Source organism: Azospirillum rugosum (assembly GCF_017876155.1).
GTDB classification, from domain to species: Bacteria; Pseudomonadota; Alphaproteobacteria; order Azospirillales; family Azospirillaceae; genus Azospirillum; species Azospirillum rugosum.
The window spans coordinates 1-17315 of sequence record NZ_JAGINP010000031.1; the positions used below are offsets into that span (position 1 = coordinate 1).

15 protein-coding genes are annotated in these 17315 nt (G+C 68.6%); 11 read left to right on the forward strand and 4 right to left on the reverse strand.

The window, feature by feature from the left end:
• Positions 1-263: 263 nt before the first annotated feature.
• Positions 264-1115 carry a serine O-acetyltransferase gene (gene cysE, locus J2851_RS30935; protein ID WP_209771553.1) on the reverse strand — a complete coding sequence of 284 codons (852 nt, stop codon included), beginning with the start codon at positions 1113-1115 and terminating at the stop codon, positions 264-266.
• A gap of 233 nt (positions 1116-1348) precedes the next feature.
• Positions 1349-3472, reverse strand: a complete 2124-nt coding sequence (locus tag J2851_RS30940; protein ID WP_209771556.1) for a cellulase family glycosylhydrolase — start codon at positions 3470-3472, stop codon at positions 1349-1351.
• Positions 3473-3792: 320 nt separating this feature from the next.
• Here J2851_RS30940 and J2851_RS30945 point away from each other — a divergent pair, with 320 nt between their 5' ends.
• The 6 genes from J2851_RS30945 (at position 3793) to J2851_RS30970 (ending at position 9822) form a co-directional block, all read left to right on the forward strand.
• Positions 3793-4278 (forward strand): hypothetical protein, encoded by a 486-nt coding sequence (locus tag J2851_RS30945; protein ID WP_209771559.1) that lies wholly within the window; start codon positions 3793-3795, stop codon positions 4276-4278.
• Positions 4275-5630, forward strand: a complete 1356-nt coding sequence (locus J2851_RS30950) for a GAF domain-containing protein (protein ID WP_209771562.1) — start codon at positions 4275-4277, stop codon at positions 5628-5630. Before J2851_RS30945 ends, J2851_RS30950 begins: the two co-directional genes overlap by 4 nt.
• 129 nt (positions 5631-5759) lie before the next feature.
• Positions 5760-6449 carry a hemerythrin domain-containing protein gene (locus tag J2851_RS30955; protein WP_209771564.1) on the forward strand — a complete coding sequence of 230 codons (690 nt, stop codon included), beginning with the start codon at positions 5760-5762 and terminating at the stop codon, positions 6447-6449.
• Positions 6450-6460: 11 nt separating this feature from the next.
• On the forward strand, positions 6461-7426 hold the full coding sequence (locus J2851_RS30960; RefSeq protein ID WP_209771566.1) for a thiamine pyrophosphate-dependent dehydrogenase E1 component subunit alpha: 966 nt from the start codon (positions 6461-6463) through the stop codon (positions 7424-7426).
• A 13-nt stretch (positions 7427-7439) separates the two neighbouring features.
• Positions 7440-8402: an alpha-ketoacid dehydrogenase subunit beta gene (locus J2851_RS30965; RefSeq protein WP_209771568.1), complete on the forward strand. Its 963-nt coding sequence runs from the start codon at positions 7440-7442 to the stop codon at positions 8400-8402.
• A 301-nt stretch (positions 8403-8703) separates the two neighbouring features.
• Positions 8704-9822, forward strand: a complete 1119-nt coding sequence (locus J2851_RS30970) for an ISAs1 family transposase (protein ID WP_209771569.1) — start codon at positions 8704-8706, stop codon at positions 9820-9822.
• 74 nt (positions 9823-9896) lie between these two features.
• Here J2851_RS30970 and J2851_RS30975 read toward each other — a convergent pair whose 3' ends face one another.
• Positions 9897-10160 carry a hypothetical protein gene (locus J2851_RS30975; protein ID WP_209771571.1) on the reverse strand — a complete coding sequence of 88 codons (264 nt, stop codon included), beginning with the start codon at positions 10158-10160 and terminating at the stop codon, positions 9897-9899.
• 428 nt (positions 10161-10588) lie between these two features.
• Positions 10589-11386 (reverse strand): IclR family transcriptional regulator, encoded by a 798-nt coding sequence (locus J2851_RS30980; RefSeq protein ID WP_209771573.1) that lies wholly within the window; start codon positions 11384-11386, stop codon positions 10589-10591.
• A 149-nt stretch (positions 11387-11535) separates the two neighbouring features.
• Between J2851_RS30980 and J2851_RS30985 the strand changes: the two genes are divergently transcribed.
• From J2851_RS30985 to J2851_RS31005, 5 genes are all read left to right on the forward strand, one after another.
• A complete protein-coding gene (locus tag J2851_RS30985) occupies positions 11536-13095 on the forward strand; it encodes an ABC transporter substrate-binding protein (RefSeq protein ID WP_209771576.1) in 1560 nt (519 codons plus the stop codon).
• Between the two features lie 191 nt (positions 13096-13286).
• Positions 13287-14228 carry an ABC transporter permease gene (locus tag J2851_RS30990; RefSeq protein WP_209771579.1) on the forward strand — a complete coding sequence of 314 codons (942 nt, stop codon included), beginning with the start codon at positions 13287-13289 and terminating at the stop codon, positions 14226-14228.
• A 16-nt stretch (positions 14229-14244) separates the two neighbouring features.
• Positions 14245-15153, forward strand: coding sequence for an ABC transporter permease (locus J2851_RS30995; protein WP_209771582.1), 909 nt, complete (start codon positions 14245-14247; stop codon positions 15151-15153).
• On the forward strand, positions 15153-16751 hold the full coding sequence (locus tag J2851_RS31000) for an N-acyl-D-amino-acid deacylase family protein (RefSeq protein ID WP_209771585.1): 1599 nt from the start codon (positions 15153-15155) through the stop codon (positions 16749-16751). Before J2851_RS30995 ends, J2851_RS31000 begins: the two co-directional genes overlap by 1 nt.
• 36 nt (positions 16752-16787) lie before the next feature.
• Positions 16788-17171: a RidA family protein gene (locus J2851_RS31005; protein ID WP_209771588.1), complete on the forward strand. Its 384-nt coding sequence runs from the start codon at positions 16788-16790 to the stop codon at positions 17169-17171.
• The last annotated feature ends 144 nt before the right edge of the window (positions 17172-17315 follow it).

Below are 17315 nucleotides of genomic sequence, written 5' to 3' on the forward strand. Positions count from 1 at the left end.
GGTGGCGCCGGCCACAGGCCGGCCGGAACCATCCACCGCGGCCGGGTTTGAGATTTTCTCCGGGCTGCCGCCCGTAACGACCCCTCACCCCAACCTGTGAAGCCTGCGGTCGCCTTTGGCGCCCTTCCGGCTTCACCCCCCAAGGGGAGAGGGGCTTTTTCTATGCTGCTCAATGCATTACCGCATCCGCGAGATGTGTGCATACCGTAGAGCCTGCGCGGGGATGACGAGTGGAAGGAGGTCGGCGGAAAACCCAAGAAGCCTCAGATGTGATACTCGGGCTCCGGCACCGTCTGGTCCATGGCGAGCGCCGGGATGGTGTCGCGGCACCAGCCGACGATGCGGGCGGGGACGCCCACCACGGTGGCGCAGGGGGGCACGTCCTTCAGGACGACGCTGCCGGCGCCGACCTTGGCGCGGCTGCCGATCTCGATGTTGCCCAGGATCTTGGCGCCGGCGGACAGCAGCACGCCGTCGCGCACCTTCGGGTGGCGGTCGCCGTGCTCCTTGCCGGTGCCGCCCAGCGTGACCTCCTGCAGGATCGACACGTCGTTGCCGACCACGGCCGTCTCGCCGATCACCACGCCGGTGCCGTGGTCGATGAACACGCCGCGCCCCACCGGCACCGCCGGGTGGATGTCCACCGCGAAGACCTCCGACACACGGCTTTGCAGGAAATGGGCGAGGTCGTGGCGGTCGTGCCGCCACAGCCAATGGCCGACGCGGTGCCATTCCAGCGCGTGGAAGCCCTTGTAGTACAGGAAGGGCGTCAGGCAGGTGTCGGCCGCCGGGTCGCGCGTGCAGATGGCCTGGAGGTCGGCGCAGGCCTCGTCCACGATGCAGGGGGCGTCCTCTACCGCGCGGCGCACCATGTCAGCCAGCTGGTCCGCGGAAATGTAGGAATCGCCCAGCTTGCGGGCGAGCAGGCTGCCGAGCGCGGACGGGAAATCCCGGTGCAGCAGCACGGCCGTGTCGATGAAGGGGCGCAGCCACGGCTCCTTCGCCACCACCGCTTCCGCCTCCGCGCGCAGCATCGCCCACATCGCGTTGACGTTTTCGGAGATGGCGGACTCCAGGCATTCCGGAAGGTCCTGCGGAGCGACGATGTGATTCATGACGCGGGTGCCCTGCGTTGAGCGGCCAAGTCGACCGCCCTATCAAACACGATCAGGATGACCCTAGCACGCCGTCTGTGGGAATGGCAGCCTCCCATGCGGGGCCGGTTTGGGCATAGCCGCGCCATATACAGACGAAGAATGTTCAATGGGTGCCAAAAGGGAACCGCCCGGCACCGGAAAATCCGATGCCGGGCGGCCCGCTCACGCGAACGACGGAGAGAGATCCGCGATCAGTGGCTGCCGCCGTCGAAGAGGGCCGGCTCAAGCGCGGCCATCTTGGACTGGTTGACGGTCCAATCGTCGGTCATGATGCCGCCGGTGTCGCCCGAACCCGGGCTCCAGGCCCAGTAGGTCCAGCTGACGCCCTGGTCGCCGGAGGCCAGGTCGGACTTGCCGTCGAGGTTGTAGTCACCGTCCATGTACTTGACCATGGAGTTGAGCCACTGCTGGTCCTGCGAGGACTCCAGCTTCGTGCCGAACTCGCCGACCAGAACCGGCGCGATGTTCTGCTGCACGATGTAGCCCCAGTTCTTGGTCCACACGTCGTCCATGTTGTTCGGGAAGTTGCTGTCGCCGAACCAGCCGAACCCGGCCATGGACGGCGGGTAGTCGTGGACCGAATAGACCAGCTTGTTGTCGACGTTGAAGTCGACGGGGTCGTCCTTCACGCCCTGGAGGTTGCCGCCCCACCAGTAGGTGCTGTTGTTGTACTGCTCCACCCCTTCGACGATCAGCAGCCAGTCCTTGTTCACGGTCTGGATGGCGTTGCCGATGCGCTCGGCCGCGGCCTGCCAGTCGGTGGCCTGGTTGCCGTCGCCCCAGGTGGCCTGGCCGTGCGGCTCGTTGTGCAGGTCGGCGGCGATGACCGACGGGTTGTCGGCGTAGCGCTCGGCCAGCATCTTCCAGTTCGCGATCATCTTCGATTCCGGGTACTGGTCGGTGTACCAGAGCCCGTTCTCGTTCGCCGACGCGCCATCGCCCGAGCGGTGGTGGTCGAGGATGATCTTCATGCCGGTCTTGTCGGCGTACTCGATGATCTTGTCGAAGACTTCCAGGCTGGTCTTGCCCTGGAGATCGGGGTTCTTCGAGTAATCGATGCCCGTGGGCATGCGGCCGTCGTCCAGCATCGCGTCGGACCAGGGCAGGCGGATGGTGTTGAAACCCTCCTTCAGCATCTTGTCCATGATGTTCTGGTAGCTGTCCAGCCACATGCCCTGCGGGGCGAAGGCGTAGCCTTCGGCGCCGAACCAGTTGACGCCGGTCAGCTTCACGGCGTTGCCGGCGCTGTCGATGATCTGGCTGCCCTCGGTGTGGAGGTAGCCGTCGGCGATGCCGGTGGCGGTGTTGCTGGTGCCGCCGCCCGTGTTGCCGGTGCCCGTGGACGGCGTGGTCGGGGCCGCCGGGGTGGTCGGGGCCGCCGGGGTGGTGCCGCCAGAGGAGCCCGACCCGCTGTCGGAGGTGAACAGGGCCTTGTCGGCGTTCACCTGCAGCGTGCCGTTCCACCACAGGTCGGACTGGCCCTTGACCATGTCCTGGCCGTCCAGCGCGCCCTTGTCGTAGCTGACCGAGCCGTCGGTCGTGGCGACGGCGTGGCCGTTGATCGTCACGCTGCCGACGTGCAGGTTGCGGTCGGTGCCGTTCACGACGCCGTCGTTGTCGTACTGGATCTGGATCTTGTGCGCCTGGTCGGCGGCCAGATCGGTCTTGAAGGTGTAATCATGCGCGTCGGTGCCGACCGTGCCGCCGCCGATCTTCTTGCCGTCGGCCAGGACCGTGAAGTGGGCGTTCTGGCCGCCGGCGGCCACGCCCTTGGCGTTGATCACGATGGTCGAGGAGCCGCTGCTCCCGCTGCCGGCGTCCGTGCTGCCGGTGCTGCCCGAAACGGCGCTCCCGGCTTCGGGGACGGCGGCGGGGTTGTTGGCGGCGGGGGTGCTGCCGCCGGCCGAAGCGGCGTAGAGGTCGCCCGGCGTGGAGAAGGTCAGCGCGCCGTTCCACCACAGGCCTTCCTGCCCCGGCATCGTCGTGGTAGTGGCGCCGTCGTCGTACCGCTCGTAGGTGGCGGAGGTGGGGTTCAGGGTCGTCCCGTTAACCACCAGGGACTTGATCCCCAGGTCGCGGTTCTGCCCGGACGCAATGTCGTCATTGTCGTAAACGATCTGAATCTTGTGCGCCTGGCCGGCAGCAACATCAGCATCGAAAGTATAAGACTTTGCGTCGGTCGAACTCACCGAAGCCTGCCCAGCGTCCTTACCGTCGATCAACAGACGGAAGTGCGGCGCAGTTCCATCGGTTGACGTGCCATAGGCATTCACGACGATCTTCGTCTTGGACAGGGTCGTGGAGGTCGTCGCCATTAGTCTTTTCCCTTGCGGTTTCGATGGCCCGACCCTGGCCGTTTAAGGTTAACGAGATATTACCAATTCAGCTAAAAAGCCTTTACCATTTGTGGCAAAATTCGGCTTGCTCCGCGAAGGGTTGCCCGATGCAGCGATGCAACATCGCGCACTCGGGGGTGGTGCGGGTGCCTGTGCGGGCGTGCTGGGGCGGGGCCGAACACCCCATGAGGCCGTCCTGCACACCCCTTACCGGGGTTCGTGTGCGTAACATTGCGCGTGACGGTTTTCGGTTATCTCCGGTATCTTTTTGGTCGGGAAACAGGGCGGGGCAGGGGGACATGCCGCAGGCCGTCGTTCTGGGCGAAGCGCTCGGCGCCTTTCTCATGGAGGGGGTCAGCGTGCTGGTGTCGTCCAGCGACGCCGGCAACCGGCCGGCGCTTGGCCGCGCGCTCGGCTGCCGGCTGTCGGCGGACCGGCGCATGGTCACCGTGTATGTCGCCGCCGTACCCTGCGCCGACCTGTTGGCGGCCATCGGGCAGACCGGCCGGATCGCCGTCGCCGTCTCCAAGCCCAGCACCCACCGTTCCGTGCAGATCAAGGGGCAGGACGCCCGGCTGGTGCCCTGCGAGGCCGACACCGCGGACGTCATCGCCCGCAAGATCGACGCCTTCACCGAGGACGTGGTCGGCATCGGCTTCACGGAGGCGCTGGTCCGCACGCTGATGGACCATGACCCGGCCGACGTCGTGGCCGTCGCCTTCACGCCGTCGGGAGTCTTCGACCAGACGCCCGGCCCCAACGCGGGGAACGCGATCGCGCCATGACCCGCCCCACGAACAGCAACGAATTGACCGTCGATTCCATCCGCGACTGCCTGGAAGGCGTCATTCCCGCCGCCATCGCGACCAGCGACGCCGACGGGACGCCGAACGTCTCCTTCCTGTCCCAGGTGCATTATGTGGACAGCGGCCGGGTGGCGCTGACCTACCAGTTCTTCAACAAGACACGCGCCAACATCCTGGCGAACCCCATCGCCACCGTGCAATTGGTCGATCCGGCCACGGCGGTGCAGTACCGGCTGACCCTGCGCTACCTGCACACCGAGACCAGCGGCCCGCTGTTCGAGAGCATGAAGGCCAAGCTGGCCGGCATCGCGTCCCACGTCGGCATGCAGGGGGTCTATCACCTGCTGGGCGCCGACCTGTACGAGGTGCAGCGGATCGAGGCGGTGCCGGGCGCCGCCCTTCCCCCGCCGGTCCACAAGCGCGGCCTGCTGCCGGCGGTGCGGCGAAGCTGCGAGGGGATGCTGGCCTGCGCCGACCTGTCGGAGCTTCTGGACCGCGCGCTGGCCGACCTGAGGGACGGGTTCGGCATCGAGCACGCGCTGGTGCTGATGCTGGACGAATGCGCGGGGCGGCTCTACACCGTCGCCGCCATGGGCTACAGCGTGTCCGGCGTGGGGTCGGAGGTCGCGCTGGGCGACGGGGTCATCGGGGTGGCGGCGCGGGAGCGCACGCCGATCCGCGTCACCCACATGACCACCGACTACGCCTACAGCCGCGCGGTCCGCGCCGGCGTGGCCGACGCGGGCGTGGACCTCCCCCCGGTCACGGAGATCCCCTTTCCCGGCCTTCCCGAACCGCACAGCCAGCTCGCCGTGCCGATCCTCGCCGGCCCAAAGCTCGTCGGCGTGCTGTTCGTGGAAAGCCCGCAGGAGATGCGCTTCTGCTACGACGACGAGGACGCGCTGGCGACGGTGGCCGCCCAGCTCGGCGCCATGATCCTGGCCTTCCGGCAGCCAGGCGCCCCGCCCGAGGAGCAGGCGGAGGACGGTTCGGTCCCGGCCGACGGGACGGCCGCGGTCATCCGCCATTACGCCGCCGACGACAGCGTCTTCATCGACCACGACTACCTGATCAAGGGCGTCGCCGGGGCGATCTTCTGGAAGCTGGCGCGCGACTACGTGCGGCAGGGGCGCACCGACTTCTCCAACCGGGAGCTTCGGCTGGCGCCCGACATCCGCCTGCCCGATCTGGCCGAGAACCTGGAGGCGCGGCTGATCCTGCTGCAACGGCGGCTGGCCGAACGCTGCCCCTTCCTCGGCATCGAGAAGACGGGGCGCGGGCGGTTCCGCCTCATCGTCCAGCGGCCGCTCGCCCTTGAGGATATGGCATAATCACAAAGGATATTATTATCAAAGCCTTACGATTCTTTTAGGGTTTCGTGAGCTATGACTTAGCAAGCGTCCGCCGTCCGTGCCGCGTATCGTCCGCCCCGTTGGCAAAACAACATCGGGGGATGAGGGATGACCGGGCAGGCGTCGCGGTATGACATGTACCGCCTGATCCACAAGGCCCTGCGGGGCTTCATGGTCGACACGCTGGCCGCCGTGGGGCGGATGGACGCTGACGACGACGGGGAGGTCGCGGCGGTGCTGGGCCGTGTGCGCAGCCTGCTCACGCTGTGCGCCAGCCATGTGGAGCATGAAAACCGCTTCGTCCATACGGCGATGGAGGCTCGCGCGCCGGGCTCCTCCGCGGACATCGCGTCGGACCACGACCACCACGCGCGGGACCTCGCTGCCCTTGCCGCGGCCGTCGGTGCGGTCGAAGCCGCCCACGGGCCGGCCCGCGCCGACGCCGCCCACGCGCTCTACCGCCGGCTGGCGCTGTTCGTCGGCGAGAACCTCGCCCACATGGAGGCGGAGGAGAGCCACAACAACGGCGTTCTCTGGCGCACCCACCGGGACGAGGAACTGCAGGCCATCGAGCAGGCCATCGTCGCCGCGCAGCCGCCGGAGGAGATGATGCTGGTGCTGCGCTGGATGCTCGCCTCCGCGACCCCGGCCGAACGCGCGAACCTGCTGGGCGGGATCCGCGCCATGGCCCCGGCCGAGGCGTTCGCGGGCATGATGGCGCTGGCGCAATCGGTGCTGGCGCCGGCCGACCACGACAAGCTGACCCGCGCGCTGGCCGCGCCGGCGCTGGCGGCCTGAAGGAGGGGGCGATGACGAGCGACACGCTCAATCCCAATCCGCTGGTCCAGGCGCTGGAGCGCATGGTGCTGATCCGCGCCTATGAGGACACGCTGGTCGGGCTGCACGGCCAGGGTCGGGCGGCCGGGACCTGCACGTCGGTCGGGCAGGAGGCGTCGGCCGTCGGCGTGGTCTCCGCGCTGGCGCCCGAGGACCTGATCCTGACCAACCACCGCAGCGCCGGCCACCTGCTGGCGCGCGGCGCCGACCCCGGCCGGCTGATGGCCGAGGTGATGGGCAAGCGCGACGGCTATTGCAAGGGCAAGAGCGGGTCGCTGCACATCGCGTCGAAGGAGATCGGGGTGGTCCTGACCTCCACCATCGTCGGCGGGGAACTGGCGCTGGCGACCGGCGTCGCGCTGTCGCGCGCGACCCTGGGCGGGGAGGGGATCGTCGTCTGCTTCTTCGGCGACGGGGCGGCCTGCGAGGGGCGCTTCCATGAATCGCTGAACCTCGCCGCGCTGTGGAACCTGCCGATCCTCTACGTGTGCGAGAACAACCAGTGGCAGGCCTTCGTCCACCGCAAGGAGACGACGCTGGCCGAGAGCGTCGTTCCGCAGGCCGCCGCCCTGGGCATGGACGGAACCAGCGTGGACGGCAACGACGTGGAGGCCGTGCAGGCCGCCGCGGCGGAGGCCGTCGCCGCCGTCCGCCGGACGCGCAAGCCCTTCCTTCTGGAAACCCGGACCTACCGCCTGCGCGGCCATTTCGAGCCGGACGACCAGTCCTACGTCGATCCGGGCGAGTTGGAGCACTGGCGCGGGCGCGACCCCATTGCGCTCTTGCGCGCCCGGCTGGAGCGGGACGGGCGGCTCTCCGCCGCGGGGGCCGACGCCATCGCGGCGCGGGCGCGCGCGGTCATGGAGCAGGCCGTCGCCTTCGCCGAGGCGAGTCCCTATCCGGGCGCCGAAGACCTGACCAGCGACGTCTATGCCTGAGGAGAGGGCAACCATGCAGACCATGACCGTCACCGACGCCGTCTCCTCCGCACTGGCCGAGGAGATGCGCCGCGATCCCACCGTCCTGCTGATGGGCGAGGGCGTCGCCACCAAGCGCCTTCCCCTGGTCGAGGCGTTCGGCGGTGCCCGCGTCCGCAACACGCCGCTGGCCGAGGGCATCATCGCCGGCACGGCGGCTGGCGCGGCGGCGACCGGCCTGCGCCCGGTGATCGACCTGCTGTTCGCGCCCTTCCTGACCTACGCGATGGACGAGATCGTCAACAGCGCGGGCAAGCTGCGCTACATCTCCGGCGGGCAGTTCGCCTTCCCCATGGTGGTGCTTGCGCAGACCGGCGCCGGCTGGGGCGTGGGGGCGCAGCACAACCACAACGTCGAGGCCTGGTTCGTCCACAGCCCCGGCCTGAAGGTGGTGATGCCCTCCAACCCCGCGGACGCCAAGGGGCTGCTGAAGGCGGCGATCCGCGACGACAACCCCGTGCTGTTCTTCACCGACATCGGGCTCGCCTACGCCGACGGGCCGGTGCCGGACGGGGACGCGGTGATTCCGCTGGGGCAGGCGGCGGTTTTGCGCGAGGGCGGCGACGTCACGCTGGTCTCCTACGCCAAGACGGTGCACGGCTGCGTCCAGGCCGCGGCGCGCCTCGCCGAGGCGGGCATCGAGGCCGAAGTGATCGACCTGCGCACGCTGAAGCCGCTGGACGAGGACGCCATCCTGCGCTCCGTCCGCAAGACCGGGCGCCTCGTCGTGGTGCACGAGGCGAGCCGCATGTGCGGCGTCGGCGCCGAAATCGCGGCGCTGGTCGCGGAGAAGGCCTTCGGCTCCCTGCGCGCCCCGGTGGTCCGCCTGACCGGCCCCGACGCGCCGACCCCCGCCAGCTTCCCGCTGGAGCAGGCCTTCGTCCCGCAGGCCGAAGCGATCGAAAGCGCCGCCCGCGGCCTCGTCCAGGGGCGGTGACGGAGAAGGCCTTAACCCATGTTTCGCTTATACGGTAAGTGGCTGATATGGTGAGGAAAAGCCCCTCTCCCTTGAGGGGGTGAAGCTGAAGGAGGCCGAAGGCGTCCGCAGGCTTCACAGGTTGGGGTGAGGGTGGCGCCGGCTATGCCGGCCGGAACTATCAAATGCGGCTAGGCTTGAGATTTTTTCCGGGCTGCCCCACGCGCAACCCCCTCACCCCGACCCCAGGGTGATCGCTTGAAATAGGATTCCCTGGTTTGAGGTGGTGTGATTCCTAGGAACCTCCCTGAAGGAGGTTTCGATGAGTGAAGACGTTCAGCGGTCGCTGTTGGAGCACCTGTCGGTCCTTGAGGATCCGCGGCAGAGCTGGAAGGTGGTGTATCCGCTGGAGGAAATTCTCCTGGTGGTGCTCTGCGCGACCCTGGCGGGGGCCGACGACTTTGTGGAGGCTGCCGAAAGGGCGGGCGCTCACCTTTGCTTCCTGCGCCGGTTTCGGCCCTTCGCCCGCGGCATCCCGAGCCACGACACGCTGAATGACGTCATCAACGCGCTCGATCCGGGGCTGTTCGAAGAGTGCTTCCTCGCCTGGGTGGCCGGACTGCGCCAGGATGGGGAGGCGCTCATCGCGGTGGACGGCAAGACCGCCCGGCGCACCGGCAACCGTCGGCGCGGGCAGTATCCGCTGCATGTGGTCTCCGCCTGGGCCTCGGCTCAGCGCCTGGTGCTCGCCCAGGAGATCACGACCGGCAAGGCCAAGGAGGATGAGGCGATCCCAGCCTTGCTCGACAAGCTGACGCTGCGCGGTGCGCTGGTCAGCATCGACGCCGCCGGCACGCACCGGCCGGTGGCCGCCCAGATCGTCGAGGCCGGCGGTGACTATCTGCTGGCGTTCAAGGCCAACCAGCCTCGGCTGCTGGCGGCCGTGCGGGCCGCCTTCACCGCGGCCGCCACGGTCGCGCCGCTGGAGACGCATGAGCGCTCGCACGGCCGGGTGGAGATCCGCCGGCATTGGGTCAGCACCGCGGTGGTGGCGCTGGGCGAGCGGCACTCCTGGCCGGGATTGGCGGCCATCGCCATGGTCGAGTGCACCGCCACGCGCGCCGGCAAAACCTCCACCGCCACGCGCTACTATCTGAGTTCCCGGCCCCTCACACCGGCTGACTTCGCCGCCGTCGTGCGCGGCCACTGGAGCATCGAGAACGGGCTGCACTGGGTGCTCGACGTGGTGTTCCGCGACGACCACTGCCGCCTGCGCAGCGGCTTCGGCCCGAGGAACATGGCCCTCGTCAAGCACATTGCCATGAACCTCCTGAAGGCGACCCCAGAGAACAAGGCCTCCCTCAAGGTCCGCCGAAAAAAGGCAGCATGGTCAACCGATTACCTCGCATCCCTCCTAACCGGGCCTGCCGCTCAGGCATAACCTCCTCTCTCAAGCGATTCCCCTGACCCCGAAATCCGGCCCTAACGCAAAACCCTCCCAAGGGGAGAGGGGCTTTAGGAGGCGTGCCCCTCCACCCTCAACACGCTGGGAAGGTCGCGGAGGAAGGCGGCGCCGCGGTCGGTGGCTTCGAACAGCAGCAGGCCGCTGCGGTCATGGCCGCGCAGGCGGGCCTCCGCGTCCATGCCCGCGGCCTGCACCGCCTTGGCGAGGTTGGAGACGGCCTGCCAGGTCCAAGCGCGATGCTCGGCCCGGCTGCGGAAACCCTGCGGGTCCGCGGCGTTGAGGGCGACCGTGAAGGAATGCAGCTCAATGGACATGAGAGCTCCAGGGGATTTTCGATCACGCTTTAAGATGTCGATAAGAGAGTCGGACTCCGGGCGTTGCGCGCTGCACGGCCCGCCGGACTCAAGGCGCCCGCGCAGGGGCGCCGGACGCCGATGCTATGGTGGAGTGGGGTGGTAGGTGTCGAGGGACCGGCGAATGGAGCGAGCGCGTGTCCAACGCTCCGCAGGTCCGAATGAAGTCAACGGTCCCGGACGTGCGGCGAGGTCATTCATGGGAACGCCAGCGGTTTGAGTGCCCAACAGTGGGAATGTACCCCATGCCGGAACCGCGCGGTGTGACAACAGCAGGGGGCCGCGCGGCGCCGTCACTATAACGAACACCGGCGCTTCGTTTCTATTCCAACGAACGGCCGGCCCCGCCTTTCCCGGCGTCTATGCCATGACCGGCCGGGGCACAACCGTTAGCGCGGGACGGATAGCTTCTCCGCGCTGGCGATCAGCAGGTCGATCATGGATTTCTGCTCCGCCTCGCCGGTGTCGGCCGGGATGACGAAGCAGATCGTCGCGATGCACTGGCGCGACGCGTCGCGCACCGGGGCGGCGAGGCAGGTGGTGAAGCGGTCGACCAGCGCTGTGGTGCGCACATAGCCGTTCTCCCGCGCTTGGCCGATGTCGTGCAGGAACTCGTCGCGGGCGATGCGGCGGCCGTCGGGCAGCAGGAAATCCTCGTCGGGGATGAAGGACAGGATCTCGTCGGGTTTCAGGTGGTCGACCAGCAGGCGCCCCGACGCGGTCCAGGGAATCGGCACCTTGATCCCGATCTCGGAGCTGATGCGGAACATGCGCCGGCCCGGCTCATTCAGCACGACCAGATACTTGTCGCCCTCCAGCATGCAGAACTGCGAGGTTTCCCCGGACATCTCCGCAAGGTGCGCCACCTCCACGCGTGCCTTCCGGATCAGGTCGACGCTGTCCAGGTAATCGCTGCCGTAATAGTGCATCGCCGGGCCGAAATAGACGGTGCCGTCGTCGTCGCGCAGTTCCAGCCAGCGCGCCTCCACCAGCGTGTTGACCAGCTCGTACACGGTGGAACGCGGCGTGCCCGTGTCGCGCGCGATGTCCGCGATGCGCGTGGGCGTACGCAGCCGGTGCAGATGCTCCATCAGCGCGATGACGCGGTCGATGCCCCGCGCGCGGCCGTTGGCCCGCTCCTCGCCCCGGGCGGGAGCCTTCTTCTCCGCCATCACGCCGTTCGCCATCGCATCACATCCTTTCAGCCCGTCGTCCGCGAGCATCGCTTAGCACACCAAATTTCGCCTTGCGAACGATTCTTGTCCGGTATACCGTTCGCTTGTCCGGAATACAAGAATGTTGTCCGAAATATCGGACTTGCCGTTTGGGGGGCAGAATGACAAAGGTTTCACGCCGTCTGTTCACCGCCGCTCTGGGCGCGGCCCTGACCACCACTGGAATGCTGGGCGCCTGGAGCAGCCCGGCGCTGGCGCAGCAGCCGGGTTCGGTCATCACCGTCGCGACGATCGGGGAGCCGCCGACCCTCGACCCGGTCGGCACCACGTCCGACCTGGTCAGCATCATCACCCAGCACATCTTCGAGACGCTGTTCACCTTCGACAAGGACTGGCAGCTCCAGCCGCTGGTGGCCTCCGCCCTGCCGCAGATCTCGGCCGACGGCAAGACCTACACCATCCCCCTGCGCAGCGGCGTCACCTTCCACGACGGCAGCAAGATGACCGCCGAGGACGTGGTCGCCTCGCTGGACCACTGGCTGAAGGCCTCCCCGCGCGGCAAGACCGCTGCCCCGATGGTCGACAGCGTCACCGCTAAGGACGCCAACACCGTCGTCATCGCGCTGAAGGAGCCCTTCGCGCCGCTGACCGCCCTGCTGGCGATGAACAACGGTGCGGCGGCCATCGTGCCGAAGTCGGTCATCGACGGCGCCAACCCGCTGAAGTCGCTGATCGGCACCGGCCCCTACAAGCTGCTGGAGCACAAGCCCGACCAGTACATCCGGCTGGTGAAGTTCGACGGCTACGCCTCCCCCACCGGCCCGGCCAGCGGCTACGCCGGCAGCCGCACCGCCAAGATCGGCGAGGTGCGGTTCGTGCCGGTGCCGAACGCGGCCACCCGCGTGTCCGGCGTGCTGGCCGGCCAGTACCAGTTCGCCGACAGCCTGCCGGCGGAGGCGCTGGGCCGCTTCAAGGGTGTGGCCGGCGTGCAGCCGGTGATCGTCAAGCCCTTCGGCTTCCCGCTGATGATCATGAACAGCAAGGCCGGCGTGATGGCCAACCAGAAGCTGCGGCAGGCGGTGCTGACGGCGCTGGAGCCCGGCGACATGCTGCTGGCCGGCTTCGGCGACCCCGCCTTCATCGCGCCGGAAGGCTCCATCTACGCGCCGGGCACGCCCTATTACGACGCGGCCAGCGCCAAGCCCTACGGCGAGCACGGACTGTCCAAGGCGACGGAGCTGCTGAAGGCCGCCGGCTACAAGGGCGAGCCGATCCGCATCATGACCTCCACCCAGTACGAGTTCCTCTACAAGATGAGCCTGGTCGCCCAGGCCCAGCTTGAGGCGGCGGGCTTCAAGGTGGATCTCCAGGTGCTGGACTGGGCGACGCTGCTGCAGAAGCGCGGCGACGAGAAGGCCTGGGACGCCTTCTTCACCTACCACACCTTCGTGCCGGAGCCGTCGCTGATCACGGTCATGAACCCCAGCTATCCGGGCTGGTGGGACACGCCCGCCAAGAAGGAGGCGCTCGCCGCCTTCAACCGCGAGATGGACCCGGCCGCCCGCAAGGCGAAGTGGGTGGAGATCCAGAAGCTGTTCTACAGCGAAGTGCCGAGCATCAAGGTCGGCGAGTTCTACAACCTCGCCGCGGCCAGCGACAAGCTGACCAACTACACGCCGACCCCCTGGCCCTTCTTCTGGAACGCCGACCTGAAGAACTGAGCGCCTGAGCATTCTCCCCTCTCCCTGCTCCGCAGGGAGAGGGAGGGACCCGCCGCCATGTGGCGGGAGGGTGAGGGCTAGGTCCTTTCGAGAATCTTGGCCCGAGAAACCAAGCCCTCACCCTCCCACTTCGTGGGCCCCTCCCTCTCCCGCCGGAGGCGGGAGAGGGGACCTCATCCGGGACAGCACCCATGTTCGTGTACATCGTGCGCCGGCTTGCCGGCATGATGGTCGTCATGCTCATCGTCGCGGCGGTGGTCTTCGTGATCGCCCGCGTCGTTCCGGGCGACCCCGCCGCCGTCATGCTGGGCTCCTCCGCCACGCCGGAGGACATCGCCGCGCTGCGCTCCCGCCTCGGGCTCGACCAGCCGCTGCTGGCCCAGTTCATCCTCTACCTGGGGCAGATCGCGCGCTTCGACCTCGGCGATTCCATCTTCCTGAACCGCCCGGTGGTGCAGGCCCTGGCCGAGCGGTCGGAGCTGACCGGCCTCTTGACGCTGATGTCCGTCGGGATCGCGGTGCTGATCGGCGTGCCGGTGGGCATCCTGTCCGCGGCCAAGCGCGGCCGCTGGATCGACCAGACCGCACTCGGCATCGCCATGCTGGCGGCCAGCGTGCCCAGCTTCTGGATCGGCCTGACGCTCATCAAGTATCTGGCGGTGGACCTCACCTGGTTCCCGGTCGCCGGCTACGGCGCGCCCGACGCCAGCTTCGGGGAGCGGCTGCGCCACCTCGTCCTGCCGGCCATCGCGCTGGGCATCCCCAATTCCGCGCTGATCCTGCGCTTCACCCGGACCAGCATGCTGGACGTGCTCGGCGACGACTATGTGCGCACGGCGCGGGCCAAGGGCCTGCCCCCGATGGTCGTGGTGCTGAAGCACGCGCTGCGCAACGCCATGATCCCGATCCTGACGGTCATCGGCCTGACCGCCGCGGTGATGATCGCCGGCGCCATCGTGACGGAGACGGTGTTCGGCCTGCCCGGCGTCGGCAATCTGATCGTCTCGGCCGTGCTGCGCCGCGATTACCCGGTGATCCAGGGCGCGCTGCTGGTCGTGTCCGCCATCTACGTCCTCATCAACCTGTCGGTCGACCTGCTCTACGCCGTGGTCGATCCGCGGGTCCGCTACTGAGAAGGGGGCCGTCGCCATGGCAAGCCTTCCCGCCGAACAGCCCTCCACGGTCGTCCAAGCCGCCGGGCCGAAGCCGCGCAGCCGGTCGCCCTTCGCGCTGCTGATGCGCCGCCTGTTCCGCCGGCCGCTGGTGGTGGTCGCCTTCGTCCTGCTGATCGCCATCCTGGCGGTGGCGGTGCTGGCGCCCTGGATCGCGCCCTTCAACCCCATGAAGATGGACATCCTGGGCCGGCTGAAGCCGCCGTCCGCCGCCCACTGGTTCGGTACCGACGAGTTCGGGCGCGACGTGCTGTCCCGCATCATGCTGGGAGCGCAGCTGTCGCTTCTGGTCGGCCTGCTGGTCGTGGTGGTCGCCACCGTGCTCGGCACGCTGATGGGCCTCGCCGCCGGCTATGTGCGGCGGCTCGACGGGCCGCTGATGCGGGTGACCGACGCGCTGATGGCCTTCCCGGACATCCTGCTGGCCATCGCCTTCATGGCGGCGCTGGGGCCGTCGCTCTACAACGTCGTGCTGGCGCTGGGCATCGTCTACACGCCGCGCGTCGCCCGCGTGGTGCGCGCCGCGGCGCTGGTGGTGCGCGAGATGCCCTATGTGGAGGCGGCGACCGCGCTGGGCGCCACCAGCCCGCGCATCGTCTTCCTGCACATCCTGCCGAACCTCGTCTCGCCGATCCTGGTGCAGGCCACCTTCATCTTCGCCTACGCGATCCTGACGGAGGCGGCGCTGTCCTTCCTCGGCGTCGGCGTGCCGCCGACCACCCCCACCTGGGGCAACATGATCGCCGGCGCCCAGCAGTATTTCCAGCAGGCCGACTGGCTGATCCTGTTTCCCGGCTTCGCCATCGTGCTGACCGTGCTGTCGCTCCAGATCGTCGGCGACGGCCTGCGCGACGCGCTCGACCCGCGCCTCCAGAAGGTGACGTGATGTCCATCCTGATCCGGAACGCCCGCATCCTCGACGGCACCGGCGCCCCCTGGTTCCCCGGCGACGTGCTGATCGAGGGCGAGCGCATCGCCGCCGTCGCTCCGAAGCTGGACGCCAATGGTGCCGAGGTGGTGGACGCCGCTGGCCGTTACCTCGCCCCCGGCTTCATCGACGCCCACGCCCACGACGACCTGATCTACCTGCGCCAGCCCGGCCGGCCGGAGAAAGTGGCCCAGGGCGTGACCACGGTGGTGGTCGGCAACTGCTCCTTCGGGCTCTACCCGCAGACCCCGGCCAGCGCCGACGGCTTGCGGGAGCATTTCGGCAACCTGCTGGGCACCGTCCGCCCGGAGGAGAGCTTCGCCGACTTCGCCGCCTACCGCGCGTCGCTGGACGGGCGCGGCATCGCCATCAACCTCGTCTCGCTGGTCGGGCACGCGGCGCTGCGGCTGGCCGTCATGGGCTGGCAGAACCGCGCCGCCACGCCCGAGGAGCGCGAGGCCATGGCCGCCCTGCTGGCGGAGCAGTTCCGCCAGGGCGCGCACGGCCTGTCGCTCGGCCTCGTCTACCCGCCCAGCGCCTGGGCCGACACGGCGGAGCTGGTGCGGCTGGCCGAGGTGGTGGCGGAGCATGGCGCGCTGCTGACAGCCCACGTCCGTTCCTACGAGGGTGGGCTGATCGCCTCGGTCGACGAGTTCCTGGACCTGCTGAAGGCCGGCGGGGCGAGCGGCCTGCTCTCCCACCTCCAGGCGGCCGGGCGCCCCTATTGGGGCAGCCTGCCGCGCGCCGTGGAGCGGCTGGAGATCGCGCGCAAGGACGGGGTGGACGTCAGCTTCGACATGTACCCCTACCCCGCCGGGTCCAGCACCATCCTGCAACTGCTGCCCCCGTCGGCGCTCGCCGGCGGCGTGGAGGCGCTGCTCGCCCGCATGGCCGACCCGGACGGCTTGGCCGCGCTGCGCCGCGCCGTGGAGGAGGGCGAGGCCCCCGCCGACGCCGGCTGGGAGTCCAAGATCCGCCTGATCGGCTGGGAGAACGTCCGCATCGGCGGCGTGGGGGAGGAGTCCTTCCGCGCGCTGGAGGGCCTGTCCCTGGCGGAAATCGCGGGGACCCGCCGCGAAACGCCTTTCGAAACCCTATCCTGGCTGATCGCCGCCGACCGCGGCCGGACCAACATCGTGATGTTCCAACTGTCGGAGGACGACCTGGACGTCGCGCTGTCCCACCCGCTGCACATGCTGGGCTCCGACGGGTTGCCGCGCGAGACCGGCAAGCCCCACCCCCGCGCCTTCGGCGCCTTCCCCCGCTATCTCGCCCGCGCGCTGCGCGGCGAGGGCGGGTTGGGGCTGGAGGACACCGTCCGCCACATGACCGCCGTCCCGGCGCAGCGCTTCGGCCTGACCGACCGCGGGCTGGTGCGGCCGGGCATGGTGGCCGACCTGACCCTGTTCACCGCCGACGCGAGCGACCGCGCGACCTTCAGGGATCCGACGCGGTTGCCCCACGGCATCACCGACGTGCTCGTCGCCGGCCGCTTCGTGCTGCGCGACGGCGAACACACCGGCGCGCGTCCCGGCCGGACGCTGGCGCGCGCCTGATCATCACACTTACTATAAAGACGCTTGAGAGGAATCATGACCAACCGGACGCCGATCTTCGCCGAAAAGGGCGCGAAGCCCGCCGGCCAGTACAGCCACGCCATCGTCGCGAACGGCTTCGTCTATGTGTCCGGCCAGGGGCCGCACCATCCGGAAACCGGCGAGAAGCCGGCCGACTTCGCCGGCGAGGTGCGCCAGACGCTGCGCAACCTGGAGATCATCCTGAAGGCCGCCGGCACTGATCTTGCCCACGTGGTGAAGGTGAACAGCTACCTCAGCGACCTCGCGCGCTTCCAGGAATACAACGCCATCTATTCGGAGTTCTTCCCCGCCGAGCCGCCGGCCCGCACCACCATCGGCTGCCAGCTGAACAACATCCAGGTGGAGATCGACTGCATCGCGGTTCTGCCGACGAAGTAAGTCAAAAGCCCCTCTCCCTTGAGGGGAGAGGGGTTGGGGTGAGGGTGAAACATCGGCAATTGCCGAACGCAGGTTCATTTCCGCCCTACCGGGCGTAACGACCCCTCATCCCACCCCTTCTCCCCCAAGGGGAGAAGGGCTCCT

Excerpts from the sequence above, each read along its gene's own strand:
- J2851_RS30945 (WP_209771559.1), top strand. The coding sequence starts at position 3,793 with ATGCCGCAGGCCGTCGTTCTGGGCGAAGCGCTCGGCGCCTTTCTCATG.
- J2851_RS31000 (WP_209771585.1), top strand. The coding sequence starts at position 15,153 with ATGTCCATCCTGATCCGGAACGCCCGCATCCTCGACGGCACCGGCGCC.
- J2851_RS31005 (WP_209771588.1), top strand. The coding sequence starts at position 16,788 with ATGACCAACCGGACGCCGATCTTCGCCGAAAAGGGCGCGAAGCCCGCC.
- J2851_RS30955 (WP_209771564.1), top strand. The coding sequence starts at position 5,760 with ATGACCGGGCAGGCGTCGCGGTATGACATGTACCGCCTGATCCACAAG.
- J2851_RS30990 (WP_209771579.1), top strand. The coding sequence starts at position 13,287 with ATGTTCGTGTACATCGTGCGCCGGCTTGCCGGCATGATGGTCGTCATG.
- J2851_RS30980 (WP_209771573.1), bottom strand. The coding sequence starts at position 11,386 with ATGGCGAACGGCGTGATGGCGGAGAAGAAGGCTCCCGCCCGGGGCGAG.
- J2851_RS30975 (WP_209771571.1), bottom strand. The coding sequence starts at position 10,160 with ATGTCCATTGAGCTGCATTCCTTCACGGTCGCCCTCAACGCCGCGGAC.
- cysE (WP_209771553.1), bottom strand. The coding sequence starts at position 1,115 with ATGAATCACATCGTCGCTCCGCAGGACCTTCCGGAATGCCTGGAGTCC.
- J2851_RS30985 (WP_209771576.1), top strand. The coding sequence starts at position 11,536 with ATGACAAAGGTTTCACGCCGTCTGTTCACCGCCGCTCTGGGCGCGGCC.
- J2851_RS30965 (WP_209771568.1), top strand. The coding sequence starts at position 7,440 with ATGCAGACCATGACCGTCACCGACGCCGTCTCCTCCGCACTGGCCGAG.
- J2851_RS30940 (WP_209771556.1), bottom strand. The coding sequence starts at position 3,472 with ATGGCGACGACCTCCACGACCCTGTCCAAGACGAAGATCGTCGTGAAT.
- J2851_RS30995 (WP_209771582.1), top strand. The coding sequence starts at position 14,245 with ATGGCAAGCCTTCCCGCCGAACAGCCCTCCACGGTCGTCCAAGCCGCC.
- J2851_RS30960 (WP_209771566.1), top strand. The coding sequence starts at position 6,461 with ATGACGAGCGACACGCTCAATCCCAATCCGCTGGTCCAGGCGCTGGAG.
- J2851_RS30950 (WP_209771562.1), top strand. The coding sequence starts at position 4,275 with ATGACCCGCCCCACGAACAGCAACGAATTGACCGTCGATTCCATCCGC.
- J2851_RS30970 (WP_209771569.1), top strand. The coding sequence starts at position 8,704 with ATGAGTGAAGACGTTCAGCGGTCGCTGTTGGAGCACCTGTCGGTCCTT.